The organism is Vibrio mangrovi (assembly GCF_024346955.1).
Classification (GTDB): domain Bacteria; phylum Pseudomonadota; class Gammaproteobacteria; order Enterobacterales; family Vibrionaceae; genus Vibrio; species Vibrio mangrovi.
This window is the reverse complement of sequence record NZ_AP024883.1, coordinates 410,546-427,747: the sequence shown is the minus strand read 5'-3', so window position 1 is coordinate 427,747 and position 17,202 is coordinate 410,546. Positions and strand designations below refer to the sequence as shown.

Genomic DNA, 17,202 nt, shown 5'->3' with positions numbered 1-17,202 from the left:
CCCATTATTCTGCTAAATCCATCAAATCGCTGACATCAAACTCAGCAAGGCCGATATAAGCCACACGTTTACTGAATGCGGCTAATGTGGGATGAGAGAAAAGCTCAACCAATGGCACTTCCAAATCCAGTTCGTTGCGAATCCTTGAAATAAGCTGGGCAGCCAGCAGCGAGTGGCCTCCCAACCCAAAAAAGCTGTCCTGACGTCCGACGGCATCAACCTGAAGGAGCTCCTCCCAGATCTCAGCAACCATTTCTTCCAGATCTCCCTGAGGAGCTTCATATTCCTGTCGGGCCAGCGCTGTATCATTTGGTTCCGGCAGTGCTCTGCGGTCAACCTTACCGTTCGCCGTCAGCGGTATTTCTGCCAACGCCACATAAGCCACCGGCACCATGTAATCCGGCAGATGTTCCGATAAGCGTGACTTCAGCTCTCCCGCGCTCATCCCTGCACCACCGGTAAAGTAAGCCACCAGTCGTTTCGAAGCCGAATCGCCCTGCGCAATCACCACCGCCGATTCAACACCACACGACACCAGTGCCGACTCAATTTCTCCCAGTTCAATCCGGAAGCCCCGCACCTTCACCTGAAAATCATTGCGCCCGACAAACTCGATCGTGCCATCCGAACGTAAATACCCAAGGTCACCGGTCCGGTACATCCGGGCATCCGCGGCCGCCGAATAAGGGTCGGCAACAAAACGCTCTGCCGTCAGTTCATCCTGATTCAGATAACCCAGCGCCACACCATCACCACCGATATACAGCTCACCGACCACACCTTGTGGAACAGGTTGTCCCTGAGGATTCAGCAGATACACCTGCGTGTTGCCGATCGGACGCCCCAGCGGAATACTCGCAGCATCCTCACTGACCGCCGTAATTTCATAAGTCAGGGCAAACGTCGTGGTCTCAGTCGGACCATAACCGTTAAGCAGATGCGCCGGCGCACTTTCAGCCAGCACCCGGCGGATCACCGCCGGATCCAGCGCATCGCCCCCGACCAGCAGATAACGCAGGCCGGGTAAGACAGCTTTCAGTCCTTCGGCATACTGATTGAACAGACCGACCGTCAGCCACAGAATGCTGACCTGACGGTTTTCCAATGCTTGGGCAAACGACTGCACATTGAGCAGGGTGTCCTGTTCAATCACCACCACGGCAGCACCATTGAGTAGTGGTGCCCACACTTCCAGCGTGGTGGCATCAAAGGCCGGGTTGGCCGCCAGAGCAACGCGATCGGATGGTTGTACTTCCATATAACCATTGTTCAGCACCAGCCGGGCGATTGCCCGATGCGGCACGACTACCCCTTTTGGCTGACCGGTCGAGCCTGAGGTGTACATCACATACGCCGGTGCAGTTCCCCGAACCGGTACAGAGACTTCTTCATCACTGGTTTCTCTGAGCAGAGATTCACTCATTTCCAGTACAGTCAGTGACGGATATTCCGTTGCCGTACCGGTTTCGGCGATCAGTACCGTTGCACCACAGTCATCCACAACATATTGCTGGCGCTCTGCCGGTGCATTCGGATCAAGAGGCACATACACACCGCCACATTTGAGAATTGCCAGTTCGGTCACGACCAGCGCTGCCGAACGTGGCAGCCGGACCGCAACCCGATCTCCCGGAGCGACACCCTGTTCCCGAAGCCGGTGAGCCAGCGCATTGGCCCGTACATCCAGACTGGTGTAATCCCACTCACCATCATCAGTCACGACTGCAACCTGCTCTGGTGAGCGGGCAACCTGACGGGCAAACAAGGTATGAATGCCACAGTCTGCCGGATAGCCAAAGTGAGTCTGGTTCAGCTCCCCGAGCAGTTTTTGTTGCTCAGTTTCCCCAAGAATTGGCAGAGCAGCAATCGGTAGTTCAGGCTGACTGACCATGCCTTCGAGCAGATTGATCCAGTAACTGAGATAACGCTGGACAGTTTCTTCATCAAACAGCGATGTGGCATAGTTCAACACCCCTTCGATCCGGCCTTCTGACTCATGAACAATCAGACTGAGATCAAACTGAGCCGTCGTGGACTCCTCCGGCAATAATGACAAATGCATTCCATCCAGTCCGATATTTCCTTCAGGTAAATTCTGCAATGCAAACATCACCTGAAAAATCGGGCTGTAAGACAGATTCCGGGTCGGAGCAACGGCTTCTACAACCTGTTCAAACGGGATGTCCTGATAGGCCTGAGCCTGTAACGATGTGTTTTTCACCTGATTCAGCAGCGTCACCGTATCCGGCTGTTCACTCAGACTGACCCGCACCGCCTGCGTATTGACGAACATCCCGATCAATCCTTCCAGTTCGGTCAGAGTCCGGCCGGCAACCGGTGAACCGATCACGACTTCTTCCTGATTCGCGAGGCGTCCCATTAGTGCTGACCATCCGGTAAGCAGTGTCATGTATAGTGTGCTGTGATGACTCTGACTGAATTCCCGTAACGCAGAGGTTAACGATTTGTCCAGTCGGACAGTTACGGCCGCGCCGCTATAATCCTGATGGGCAGGGCGTGGCCGATCGGTTGGTAATGTCAGGCAATCTGGGATATCACGCAGTTGCTCAGTCCAGTACTGCTGTTGTTGCTGTAATACTTCTCCCTGCAAATGCATCTGCTGCCACGCGGCATAATCCCCATACTGAATACTCAACGGCGGCAACGGATCATTCCGTCCCTGACTGAATTCACGATACAGAACCGAAAGTTCGCGGGTGAATACACCAATAGACCAACCATCTGCCACCATATGGTGCATCGCGATTCGCAACCAATGCTCATTGTCATGAATATGAATCAGTTGTCCCTGAACCAGTGGTCCATGGGATAAATCAAACTCAGGTCTGAATGGAGATAGCTCATCCATCAATGTTTCACCATCCAGCCAGTGCATCGGAAACTCATGATGAATCTCATCGACAATCTGGACCGGAACACCATCAACATCGGCAAAGTGAGTCCGTAATGGCGCATGCCGGGTAACAATCTGATTCAGTGCCCGTTGCAGCGCATCAACATCCAGCTTACCTTCCAGTCGTAATCCACCGGTAATCACATAGGCTGAAACCGAATCGGGATCCATCTGCGCCAGGAACCACAGCCGTTTCTGTGCCAGTGATAACGGAGCTGTCTCACCCGCAGCCAGCGGAGTAATCGCAGGCAAGACCGGATGCTCAGACTCACTCAACGTCCCGGCAACTTCATATAAAGCCGGATGTGAGAACAGTGTCGCCAGTGTCAGCTCACAACCCAGCAGTTCACGAACCCGGGAAATCATCCGTACCGCCAGCAGGGAATGACCACCCAGCTCAAAGAAGTTGTCATAACGACCGACCCGTTCAACACCCAGCAATGAGGACCAGATATTGGCCAGTTGTGTCTCTGCATCACCCACCGGCGCTTCATATTCACGCCGGACCACCGAACGCTCATCCGGCTCCGGCAGAGCCTTACGGTTTACCTTCCCGTTCGGTGTCAGCGGCATCTCATCCAGTAATACATAAGCCACCGGCACCATATGAGCCGGCAACCGCTCGGTCAGCTCTGCCTTGATGGATTCCACATCCGGGCTTACGGCTTGGTCTTCTGCGGTGTAGTAACCCACTAACTGTTTATCCGAGCCGCTACCAAATGCACGTGCAACCACCACGCCATCTTTCACACCAACACAACCCTGCAACGCCGAACTGATTTCTCCCAGCTCTATCCGGAAACCCCGGATTTTCACCTGGTCATCATTCCGGCCGCGGTATTCAATCGTTCCGTCCGACAGCCAGCAACCCACATCACCCGTCCGGTACATCACTGCATCTGTTTCTTGTGAATAAGGGTCCGCCACAAATCGCTCTGCCGTCAGCTCATCCCGGTTCAGATAACCCCGCGCAACCTGAACACCACCAATATAAAGCTCACCTTCAACACCCACTGCCACCGGACGGCCTTCTCCGTCCAGTACATACATCCGGGTATTCGCCACCGGACGGCCAATCGAAACCCGGTCGCCTGCCAGTGTGCGTGGACAGTGCCATGCGGTGACATCCACCGCCGCTTCCGTCGGACCATACAGGTTATGCAGCTCAATATGTGGCAGTCGGGCATAGCTCTTACGAATCGCTTCTGCCGGCAGTGCCTCACCACTACAGAACACCAGCCGCAGACTGTTGCAGTCTCCCGCATGAACCACTTCAAGGAAGCTCTGTAACATCGGTGGGACAAAGTGCAGGATAGTTACACCCTGAGACGTGATTAAATCTTTCAGATAATCCGGGTCTTTATGTCCTTCCGGTTTGGCCATCAGCAGCGTTGCACCGGACCATAACGGACAGAAGAACTCCCATACCGAGACATCAAAGCTGAACGGGGTTTTCTGCAACACCACATCGCCCGGCCCGAAACCATAATCTTCTTTCATCCAGTACAGCCGGTTCACCACGCCCCGGTGTTCGTTCATTACTCCCTTCGGCAGTCCGGTTGAACCTGAGGTATAGATGATGTAAGCCAGATGACGATTGGTTAGTTCAGGAATATTCGGGTTGGTATCCGGACAATCAGTCCAGGGCTGAACCAGCGAAGATAAATCCACCAGACGCGTTGCTGCCGGTGTCTGACCCAGACTTTCCAGCAGTGTTCCGGTGGTAATCAGCACCACCGGCTCACTGTCGGACAGCATATATTCCAGCCGTTCGGTCGGGTAACCGGGGTCTAACGGTACATAGGCACCTCCGGCTTTGAGAATCGCCAGCAGTGACACCACCAGTTCACAGCTGCGCTCCAGACACACCGCCACCCGGCTGTCCGGACGCACACCCTGACTCATCAGCCAGTGCGCCAGACGGTTGGCCTGACGGTTCAGCTCGGCATAACTCAGCGACTGGTCTTCAAAGACCACCGCCGTTGCATCGGGGTTTCTTGCCACCTGACCTTCAATCAGGGCATGAATACATTCGCGCTCAGGGAATGGAATTTCGGTCTGGTTGAATCGATGAACTACCTGCTGATATTCATCGTCACCCCAGATATCCAGTCTATTGACCGCCAGTTGGGGAGTACACACCATTTGCTGCAAAAGTCTTTTCCAGTATTCCAGATAACGTTGTACTGTGGCTTCATCAAACAAGGCCGTGACATAATTCAGATACCCGGATAACTGACCGTCAACTTCCATAATCTCCAAACTCAGATCAAACTGAGCAGTCTCTCGCTTAGTGTCTGATAGTGACAGACTCACACCGGACAACTCTTTCTCAATCTGAGGGGTGTTTTGCAGACTCAGCATCACCTGAAAAATCGGAGGATGAGACAGACTTCTCTGAGGAGCGACAGACTCAACCACCTGCTCAAACGGAAGATCCTGATGAGCTTGCGCTGCCAGCGCTGTCGCTTTCACCTGAGTCAGCAGATCCGTAGTACTCGGGTTTGCAGACAGATCAACCCGCATGGCTTGTGTATTGACAAACATCCCGATCAACGGCTCAACCTCGGCTCGGGTACGTCCGGCAACCGGAGAACCAATCACAACATCATCCTGACTGGATAAACGTCCCATCAGTGCCGACCAGCCAGCCAACAAAGTCATATACAGTGTGCATCCGTGGCGTTGACTCAAATTTCGCAGTCCGTCACTGAGCTCCCGGTCAATATTCACTGGAATTACGGCACCCTCGTAAGATTGGTGCTGTGGCCTTGGTCTGTCCGTCGGCAGGGTCAGGCAGTCAGGAATGCCCTGTAACTGTTCAACCCAGTAAGTCTGTTGCCGTTGCAGAATATCGCCTTGTAAGTACTGTTGCTGCCATACAGCGAAGTCACCATATTGTATGTCCAAAGCTGGTAAAGGGTCGGCGAGTCCCTGAATAAAGGCGTCATACAATGCTGCCAACTCACTGATTAGTACACTCACAGACCAACCATCGGAAATGATGTGATGCATCGCAATGCTCAGCCTGTGCTCCTCATCAGAGACACGAATAAGCTGCCCCTGAATCAACCTTCCGGAATCCAGTCTGAATTCCGGGACAAAAGCAATATGGGATTGTGTTTCAAGTGTCAGTGGGAAGCCGATATCTGACGGTTCAATCACCTGGGTGGCAACACCATCACACTCTTCAAAATGAGTACGCAGTGCCTCGTGTCTGGCAACAATCTGATCCAGTGCCGCCTGAAGTGCTTCAACATCCAGTCGTCCCCGCAGGACTGCTCCACCGGAGATCACATAGGCAGAGGATGCTGCCGGATTCATCTGAGACAGGAACCATAAACGTTGCTGTGCCAGCGATAGCGGCACAGCTCCGCCTGTTGTGTGTGGCACAATTGCCGGTAACTGGTTATCTTTGCTCTGAAGAGCATCCTCCTGCAGTATTGCTGCAAGCTCAGCCAGCACCGGATGTTCAAACAGACTTGCCAGAGACATTTCAAGTCCCAGAAGTGCTCTGATCCGGGAAACCAACTGAACAGCCATCAGCGAATGTCCGCCCAGCTCAAAGAAGTCATCATGACGGCTGACCTGAGCAATCCCGAACATCTCTGCCCAGATTTCTGACAGCTTCGTTTCTGTCTCTCCCTGTGGCGCTTCATATACCCGTTGTGACAACGATGCACCATCCACTTCCGGCAATGCTTTCCGGTCGACTTTGCCATTCGGCGTCAACGGGAAATCTTCCAGCACAACATAAATGCCCGGAACCATATAATCCGGCAGACGGCTACGCAGATAAGTCTTCAGCATCTCTTCTGAAAGTGCATCACCGGCTTCATCTGCCACGTAATAACCCACCAGCCGTGGCTCTCCGTCCGCCATCACCGGCGCAGCAACCACTGCATCCGCAATCCCATCGAATCCCTGCATCAGAGATTCTATTTCACCCAACTCAATCCGGAATCCGCGGATCTTCACCTGAAAATCACTGCGACCCAGACATTCAATCCGGCCTTCCGCATCCCAGCGCCCCAAATCACCCGTCCGGTACATCCGGGCTCCGGCCGCTGAAGAATATGGGTCAGCAACGAATCGCTCCTGTGTCAGTTCACTCTGATTGAGATAACCGGCAGTCACACCTTCACCACCGATATAAATCTCACCGGTTGCTCCGACCGGAACCGGTCGACCAGCATCGTTCAGAATATAAATCCGGGTATTGCCGACCGGACGTCCTATCAGCACAGCACTATCCGAAACGCTCAGTTGATGCGTGGCGGACCAGACGGTCGTTTCCGTCGGACCATACATATTCCACAGACTGCCGACCCGGCTCAGCACTTCATCGGCCAGCACTTTGGAGAATGATTCCCCGCCAATTAAACCTCTCAGGTCCGCAGAGCCTTGCCAGTCTGCGGCCAGCAGCAGTTTCCAGGTCGCCGGCGTAGCCTGAAACAGGGTAATGTTCTGTTCATTCAGATAATGTCCCAACGCTTCGCCGTCACGGGCCAGCATCTTGTCAGCAAGATGCAGTGATGCACCGCTGATGAGCGGCAGGTAAATCTCCAGCACGTGAATATCAAATGAAATCGTGGTAATCGCCAGTAAACGGTCATCACCGCTAACGTTATGCTGTTGCTGTTGGCTGGTGAGGAAGTTCACGACTGAACGGTGTGGCACCATCACGCCTTTGGGCTGACCGGTCGAGCCGGAAGTATAGATAACATAGGCCAGTTGATGGTTTTCCAGCTCCGTAATGACCGGATTGTCTGTCGGATAGTCACTCAGTGTTTCACGGCTCAGGTCAAGCAGGCTGAAACCTGCGGCCTGCTCACCGAATGTCTGGGTTATCTCAGCAGAGCCATCGGTGATCAACACCACCGGCTGACTGTCTGAAACCATATATTGCAGTCGCTCCGGCGGGAAAAGCGGGTCCAGCGGCACATAAGCGCCACCGGCTTTCAGGGTTGCCAGCAGAGCTGTCACCAGGGTACAGCTGCGCTCGACCATTACTGCGACCTTGCTGCCCGGTTTGACTCCCTGCTCTGTCAGACGATGAGCCAGTTGATTGGCCCGGTCATTCAACTGACGATAGCTGAATGCTTCTTCTCCGGAAACAACAGCAATGGCATCCGGAGTCCGGACTACCTGAGATTCGAACAGGTGATGAAGACATTCATCTTGTGGGAAGACTGTTTCAGTCGCATTGAATGTTTCAATGACCAGTTCACGCTCATCTTTCGACAGGATATCAAACGAACTAACGGTTTGTTCCGGAGTAGAAACCATCTGTTGCAGCAGAGCCTGCCAGTATGCCAGATAGCGACGAACCGTCGTTTCGTCAAACAAAGCTGTTGCGTAATTCAGTTTAATCTCAAGCTGGTGATCCAATTCATAAACAAACAGACTTAAATCAAACTGTGCCGTCGTGACCTCAGCCTCAAGCGGTGAAATCGACAGTCCCGGCAGTTCAAAGTTGCCATCAGGAACATTCTGCAAAGCAAACATCACCTGAAACACGGGAGTATGAGATAAACGTCGCACCGGAGAAACAGATTCGACAACCTGTTCAAACGGAATTTCCTGATGAGCCTGTGCTAACAGTGCCGTCGCTTTGACCTGAGCCAGTAGCTCAGCGGTATCCGGATTTGCTGACAGATCAACCCGCATTGCCTGCGTATTGACAAACATCCCGATCAACGGCTCAAACTCAGCTCGGGTACGCCCGGCGACAGGTGTTCCGATCACTACATCATCCTGATGAGCTAGACGTCCCATCAATGCAGACCAGGACGCTAGCAAGGTCATGTAGAGCGTGCAATCATGTTGACGGCTTAACTTGTGTAATTCTGCCGTCAGGGATTCATCCAATACGTGTGTGATTTCTGCTCCGGCAAATTCCTGCTTGTGTGGCCGGGCTCTGTCGGTGGGTAAAGTCAGACAATCAGGGATTCCCCGTAACTGCTCAACCCAGTACAATCGTTGTTGCTGAAGTAACTCATCCTGTATGTATTTCTGCTGCCAGGCGGCAAAATCACCATACTGAATCTCAAGCGGAGGGAACGGATTCGGTTCGTTCCGGACGAAGGCTGCATAAAGCTGACTGACTTCTCGCATGAAAATACCGATAGACCATCCATCCGTAATCATATGGTGCATTGCCAGACGTAAAATATGAGTCTGTTCATCAACGGAAATAAGCTGGCCCTGAAGTAAAGGGCCGGTTGACAGATCCATTGCGGAACCAAAGGTTGCTATAGCTTGCTCATCATCGGCATTGACCACGGGAAGTGACATGCTCAGCCCTTCCGGAAAGACTTTCTGGACCGGCTCGCCGTTTTCGATTTCAATGCAAGTGCGCAGGATATGATGACGAGAGAGCATTTGATCGAGCGCTCGCTGTAATGCAACCACATCTAACTTGCCCTGCAATGTCATGCGTCCGACCATAATATAGGCCTGTGTTGCAACGTCGTCGATCTGAGACAGAAGCCACAAACGTCGCTGAGTCAGCGATAATGGAGGCTGGATACCGTCATCTAATCTTTCAACAACCGATTCCACTTCAATTTGTAGTGAATTTTCAATAGCTGCAGACAACACATATAAGACCGGTTGAGCAAAAACCGTAGCCAAAGCCAGATCAACCTGAAATTGCTGACGAACTCTGGATATCAGTTGCATCGCCATCAGAGAATGTCCGCCCAGCTCAAAGAAGTCATCATGACGGCTGACCTGAGCAATCCCGAACATCTCTGCCCAGATTTCTGCCAGCTTCGCTTCCGTTTCTCCCTGTGGCGCTTCATAAATCCGTTGTGACAACGATGCACCATCCACTTCCGGCAATGCTTTCCGGTCGACTTTGCCATTCGGCGTCAACGGGAAATCTTCCAGCACAACATAAATGCCCGGCACCATATAATCCGGCAGACGGCTACGCAGATAAGTCTTCAGTACCTCTTCTGAAACTGCATCACCGGCTTCATCTGCCACGTAGTAACCCACCAGCCGTGGCTCTCCGTCCGCCATCACCGGCGCTGCAACCACTGCATCCGCAATCCCATCGAATCCCTGCATCAGAGATTCTATTTCACCCAACTCAATCCGGAATCCGCGGATCTTCACCTGAAAATCACTGCGACCCAGGCATTCAATACGGCCTTCCGCATCCCAGCGCCCCAAATCGCCCGTCCGGTACATCCGGGCTCCGGCCGCTGAAGAATATGGGTCAGCAACGAATCGCTCCTGTGTCAGTTCACTCTGATTGAGATAACCGGCAGTCACACCTTCACCACCGATATAAATCTCACCGGTTGCTCCGACCGGAACCGGTTGACCGGCTTCATTCAGAATATAAATCCGGGTATTACCAACCGGACGTCCTATCAGCACAGCACTATCCGAGACACTCAGTTGATGCGTGGCGGACCAGACAGTTGTTTCCGTCGGACCATACATATTCCACAGACTGCCGACCCGGCTCAGCACTTCATCGGCCAGCACTTTGGAGAATGATTCCCCGCCAATTAAACCTCTCAGATTTGCAGAGCCTTGCCAGTCTGCGGCCAGCAGTAGTTTCCAGGTCGCCGGCGTAGCCTGAAACAGGGTAATGTTCTGTTCATTCAGATAATGTCCCAGCGCTTCGCCGTCACGAGCCAGCATCTTGTCAGCAAGATGTAACGCTGCACCGCTGATGAGCGGCAGGTAAATCTCCAGCACGTGAATATCAAATGAAATCGTGGTAATCGCCAGTAAACGGTCATCACCGCTAACGTTATGCTGCTGTTGCTGACTGGTGAGGAAGTTCACGACTGAACGGTGTGGCACCATCACACCTTTGGGCTGCCCGGTTGAACCGGAGGTGTAGATAACATAAGCCAGTTGGTTGTTTTCCAGCTCCGTAATGACCAGATTGTCTGTCGGATAGTCGTTCAGTGTTTCACGGCTCAGATCAAGCAGGCTGAAACTTGCATTCTGCTCACCGAATGTCTGAGTTATCTCAGCAGAGCCATCGGTGATCAACACCACCGGCTGACTGTCTGAAACCATATATTGCAGCCGCTCCGGCGGGAAAAGTGGATCCAGAGGCACATAAGCGCCACCAGCTTTTAGTGTTGCCAGCAGAGCTGTCACCATGGTACAGCTGCGTTCGACCATTACTGCGACCTTGCTGCCCGGTTTGACTCCCTGCTCTGTCAGACGATGAGCCAGTTGATTGGCCCGGTCATTCAACTGACGATAGCTGAATGCTTCTTCTCCGGAAACAACAGCAATGGCATCCGGAGTCCGGACTACCTGAGATTCGAACAGGTGATGAAGACAACCAGATTCGGAGAAAGGCATCAGAGTCTGGTTAAAGAGTTCAAGAACCAGATGTTGTTCTTCCGGAGACAAAACACTCAACCGCGCAGGATATGTAATATCGGATGAGGCACAGAAGCTCAGGAAGGATTCGAGCCGTTGCAGATGGCACTGGATATCATGTCTGTCATATAAATCTGCGTTGGCATTAAGGTACAAGGTTAATCCCTGTCCTTCTCCCCGGTCATAGAAAGTAAATGACAGATCATCTACCGGGCCAATCGCTGTATTCACAACCGTTGCAGAGACATCACCAAAGTACAGTTCGTATTGAGAAGGAACAAAGTTCAATACGGTATTAAACCAACATTCTTTATCAGCCGACTGCTTCCATTCCTGTCGGAGATCCTCACTGTAATAACGTGAATGTCGTGATGTTTTACCAACATGAAGAGAGACTTGCTCCAGCAGTTCAGGGAATGTCATCTCAGGTGTCAGATGAAGCCCCAGTGGTAAAATATTAACTGCCATTCCTGTCGTCTGCCGTAAAGTTCTTCCCATTCGTCCACGATGGGTAAAACCAAGCATCATTGATGACTCTCCGGTCATCAGATGCAGATAAACCGAAGTTAAAGCAGTAATCAGTGTCGCAAGGTTTGTTTTATAGTGTTCAACTAACTGTTGTAAGTGTTCATAAATATCAAGGGGAAGAATATATCGTTCGCTTAATACCTGAGAACAAACGGAGCTTTGCCCGGCTAAACTGATCGGCTGATAATTCTGAATCTGATCCATATAATCCAGCCAATATGACCGGTCACGTTCGAAACCAGTTGATCCCCGATAAGAATCTTCAGCTTCCAGCAAGGCTTTAATTCCCAATAACTGACAAGCTGGTATTTCATGGCCCGAATACAATGCGGAATAGATTTCAGCAAACCGCATCACCAACATCATAAAACCATACCCATCTGTCGTAATATGGTGAGCGCTACAGTAGAGATAGTATTGTCCGGAATGAACCTTTAACAACGCAAACTCAAATAAGGGATCTTTCTCTCCTTTCGCTACCGGATAATCCAGACGTTCTTCCATCCATGTCATCGCAGAAGCACTAGCGTTATCTTTCTGGGACAAGTCAATAAAAGGCAGTTCCCAATCAGAGAAAAGATGTACGGTTTGCAGCAATTTATCTTCATGATAACTGGTCGTAATATGAAATGTTTCGGCCTCACCAACACCTTGCCTGACAGCAAACTCCATCATTTCAGGAATAATTTCACCGGGTAGGTCAAGATAACCGGCAACTCTGAAAACCCGCCCTCCGACATCCGGAACAATATGTTGGGCAAACCAGATGCCTTTCTGTGGTGTAGATAATGGCAAGGGAGGAGATGTATTATCTTGAGTGTGGAAGATACAACTTTGCTTATTGTTCCCGTGAACATTCGTATTCATGTAGCACCAACCTTCATTTGTTATTTTTTATTATTAATATTTAAGGCATAGGGGTAACGCACACTTGAGCTCAATAGCACCAAGCGCCAAACCCTATATATATACAAGTCATAAAGTGACAATAAAATGACAATCAAGTAACAATAAATAAATTATTTTTTATAATTTTAACCAGAACAATTTAATAATTATTAGTATTTCTGACCTTCTGGTTAATATTTACAAATCAAATTACATCATTCGTTCTCTTACAATCAAGTCATATTTATCATTAAGAAAGCCGGAGCAATAAAAACGATTACATTAAAAAATCAGAAGAGAAAATGACAAATTAATAACTAATAAAATATCTTAAAATCATCGTGATAAGATGACATAACAGTCAAAAATAATAGGATATTGTTTAAATAGTAAAGGTAAGTAGTCAAATAGGCATAAAAAATAATGACAAATGCATATAATAAAATGCAAAAAAAATTCAACTGGTCACGAATCATATCCATTGACAAATATGACAAGTCAGAAACAAGGATAATCCTTATAAAACAAATGGATAAATAAGATGCCACGATGAAAAATCATTTTACTCAGCAAAAGAATTATACTTCATTTATTTGCAATAATTCGGCAACAAGCTAGATTTTACAACCAATTATTACAATAAAACCAGAATATAATTCTAAATTAAAACAAAAAATCAACACAATAAAACTTAGTAATCACTTTACAAACCATCCTCATTTTTTTAATTCTCAATAACTGTACAGACTATTTGTTTATATTATGACAAACATCAAAAATACGCCTAACAGTTACAAGAATTACATACACAAAACAAATAAATTATCGCGATTGATTCACAAATAAAATGAATTGTGCGCCATTATTTTAGCTATCTATCTATATAAGCTTGATAATCAATGATTCATTACCAACAATTAAATCAATAAAAACAAAATGAAAGGTAGACGATCTCTACATATTGTCAAATCTATCGAAACCTTACCTCTCCAGTAATGACAGCACTACACAGCATAAATACAGGCACTTTATCTGAGAGTAATATGAGCCAGCCAAATAAAATCAAACAAGAGCAGCAACAATAAACTAGCACACTGATACAATGGAAAGAAATTTACTTTCACACAAAGCAATGCTTGCTTATAAAATAAATAAAAGCAGATATAACTCACTAACTAGTGATAAAAAATAACCACGATACTGATGCATCTCCACTCGGTTCAATACATAAAAATTAATCACCCATATTCAGAAAGAAATTACCATATATAAACACCGATTGTGTATGGATAAAAAATCTTCCGCTTTTCCTTTGAATTCGATATAGCATCTTCACAATACCTACAGTACAAATATTGCTGTTCAAATCTCTATTTTTGGCAATGCCATATTCATCAGAACTTCAGCAATAAATCATCAGATTTCACTGAAAATAGCGTCAAAGCATTCATAGACACAATCAAATAACCAATACCGTACAGAACAATTCAGAAGAGATTGTTTCTCAATAACAATAGGCCAAAATATCATGAGACATAAATCACAAAAATGGATACACTCTCATGCTTCCTGAGTATCTCCGAGAAGCAACAGATTTTTAAAGCTTAACTTGTCATCTGACAAAAATATTCGGGGTGAGATACGGTATAACTAACTTAGATTGTTGATCTTTTTTTTCGGTAACAGGATGGCACCACAAACGCTGTCGAAGAAATGGTAAGCTACTGACAGTATGATTGCTGTTACACTAAGAAATTATTAGAAAAGTTGAACGATATTACAGTCGAAATAGTATATTATTAAAAGACTCGAGTGGTTATGGTGATGAATTTGGACCACAATTTAACGAAACAGATAGAAGAGATATGTGCAGCAAGGGGCGTCAGGCTGACCTCTCAACGCAAACGGGTCTTTGAGCTTATCTGTTCCAGTAAGAAAGCATCCAGTGCTTATGAGCTGCTTGAAGCGCTCCAGCAAAGTGAACCGCAGGCAAAACCGCCGACGGTTTATCGGGCACTTGACTTTCTTATGGGACAGGGCTTTATCCATCGTGTAGAGTCAACTAACAGCTATATTTCATGCTGTTCTTGCAATGCTCATAAACACTTCTCACATCTTTTGATCTGTGATCAATGTAGTGATGTGACTGAACTTCAGGATGAGGCGCTAGTCTCGTCACTGGAACGTAATGCAGAGAAGCACGGGTTTAAGATTACAAACCATGTCATTGAATCTCATGGCATTTGCCAAACGTGCTCCTCCGGAACAAAGAGAGAAACAGTAAAAGATTATGCGCGCTGAGTTTGTAAATCCGTTTTTAGCGTCTCTGATGAACGTATTAAAAACAATGGCTTCACTTGAGTTAAAGCCTCAGAAGCCCAGAGTTAAAAAAGATGAAATTGCCCGGGGAGACATCTCGGGACTGATCGGGATGGTCGGGGATCAAACCCGAGGATCGATGTCGATTACTTTTGATGAAAGCCTCGCTCTGGAAATCATGCAAAATATGCTGGGCGAACGCCCGAATGGTTTGAATGAAGAAGTGACAGATATGGTTGGTGAAATTACCAATATGGTCACAGGCGGAGCAAAAAGAATACTTGCGGAAAACGGATTTGATTTCAACATGGCTACACCAGTCGTGGTTTCCGGCCGGGGACATACAATCCGTCATAAATGTGAGGGAGCAATTATTATTATGCCTTTCACTTCGACCTGGGGTAATGCTTTCATAGAGATTTGTTTCGAATAGAAACTCGATTTAAAGTACCTGTAAAAACAAGGGTTGGCACTGCCAACCCTTGTTGTTTCTACGCTACATAACACTCGTTGCATTAACGCAATGCTTTATACGCATTGATCAATCCATTAGTTGAACTGTCGTGAGAAGTCACTTCCTCATCACCTTTCAGCTCAGGCAGGATCGCATTTGCTAACTGTTTACCCAATTCAACACCCCACTGGTCAAAAGTGAAGATGTTCCAGATTGCACCCTGTGTGAAGATTTTATGCTCATAAATAGCAATGAGCTGCCCAAGCGAACGAGGAGTGATCTGTTTAACCAGAATCGAGTTTGTTGGCCGGTTGCCTTCAAAGACTTTGAACGGTACCAGTTCTGCAACTTCTTCTGCAGTTTTACCAGCAGCAATGAACTCAGCTTCGACTTGCTCTTTTGTCTTACCAAAAGCTAAAGCTTCGGTCTGAGCAAAGAAGTTCGACAATAGTTTCGGATGATGATCCGACGTCGGGTTATGAGAAATAGCCGGAGCAATAAAGTCACAAGGAATCATTTTGGTTCCCTGATGGATCAACTGATAGAACGCATGTTGACCGTTTGTTCCCGGTTCACCCCAGATAATCGGCCCGGTCTGATAATCAACCGGATGACCGTTACGATCGACATATTTACCATTTGACTCCATATTACCTTGCTGGAAATAAGCAGCAAAACGATGCATATATTGGTCGTAAGGAAGAATTGCTTCAGACTCCGCACCATAAAAATTGTTATACCAGATACCGATCAGAGCCAATAGCACCGGGATATTCTTTTCAAACGGTGTAGCAACAAATGCCTGATCAACTTCATGAGCTCCAGAGAGCAACTCAACAAAGTTATCGAAACCAATACCCAGAATGATCGACAAACCGATTGCAGACCATAAAGAATAACGTCCACCAACCCAGTTCCAGAATTCGAACATATTTTCAGTGTCAATACCAAAGGCAGAGACAGCTTCACCATTGGTCGAAAGCGCAGCGAAATGTTTAGCTACCTGAGATTCATCTTTTGCCGCGGCAAGGAACCAGTCCCGTGCCGTGTGTGCATTTGTCATGGTTTCCTGTGTGGTAAATGTTTTTGATGCCACAAGGAATAAAGTCGTCTCCGGATCAACCTGTTTCAACACTTCCGCAATATGTGTTCCATCAACATTCGACACAAAGTGCATGTTCAAATGATTTTTGTAAGGCTTCAGGGCTTCAGTCACCATATATGGTCCCAGATCAGAACCACCAATACCGATGTTTACGACATCGGTAATCGCTTTACCGGTATAACCTTTCCACTCACCAGAAATTACACGTTCAGAAAAATTCTTCATTTTTTCCAGCACAGCATTCACAGCCGGCATCACGTCTTCACCGTCAGAATAAATCGGTGTATTTGAACGATTCCGGAGCGCAACATGCAACACTGACCGATCTTCTGTCCGGTTAATTTTCTCACCACTGAACATGGCTTCAATGGCACTTTTCAGATCTGTTTCTTCGGCCAGAGCCAACAGAAGCTTCAGTGTTTCTTCATTGATTAGGTTTTTAGAAAAATCGACCAGAATATCGTCGCCAAAACGTTGGGAAAACGTCTCAAAACGCTTGCTGTCCTGACTGAAAAGTGTTTTGAGATTAACATCTTTCATCGATTCAAAATGAGCAGACAGCGCTTTCCAGGCTTGTGTTTCTGTTGGGTTGATATTTTTTAGCATGGTATCTATCCCGAATTAAAGTGG

4 protein-coding genes are annotated in these 17,202 nt (G+C 48.2%); 2 read left to right on the top strand and 2 right to left on the bottom strand.

Features of this window, described 5'->3' with window-relative positions; all coding sequences use genetic code 11:
* Positions 1–4: 4 nt before the first annotated feature.
* On the bottom strand, positions 5–12,673 hold the full coding sequence (locus OCU74_RS01915; protein WP_261856154.1) for a non-ribosomal peptide synthetase: 12,669 nt from the start codon (positions 12,671–12,673) through the stop codon (positions 5–7).
* A gap of 1,839 nt (positions 12,674–14,512) precedes the next feature.
* Between OCU74_RS01915 and zur the strand changes: the two genes are divergently transcribed.
* Together zur and OCU74_RS01905 are read left to right on the top strand one after the other, a co-directional pair.
* Positions 14,513–14,995, top strand: a complete 483-nt coding sequence (gene zur / locus OCU74_RS01910; protein WP_087481448.1) for a zinc uptake transcriptional repressor Zur — start codon at positions 14,513–14,515, stop codon at positions 14,993–14,995.
* Entirely contained in the window at positions 14,985–15,446 is a 462-nt protein-coding gene (locus tag OCU74_RS01905; protein ID WP_087481449.1) for a chemotaxis protein CheX, read from the top strand. Before zur ends, OCU74_RS01905 begins: the two co-directional genes overlap by 11 nt.
* A gap of 82 nt (positions 15,447–15,528) precedes the next feature.
* On the opposite strand, the gene pgi is transcribed toward OCU74_RS01905, so the two are convergent.
* Positions 15,529–17,178: a glucose-6-phosphate isomerase gene (gene pgi / locus OCU74_RS01900; RefSeq protein WP_087481450.1), complete on the bottom strand. Its 1,650-nt coding sequence runs from the start codon at positions 17,176–17,178 to the stop codon at positions 15,529–15,531.
* Positions 17,179–17,202 lie beyond the last annotated feature (24 nt).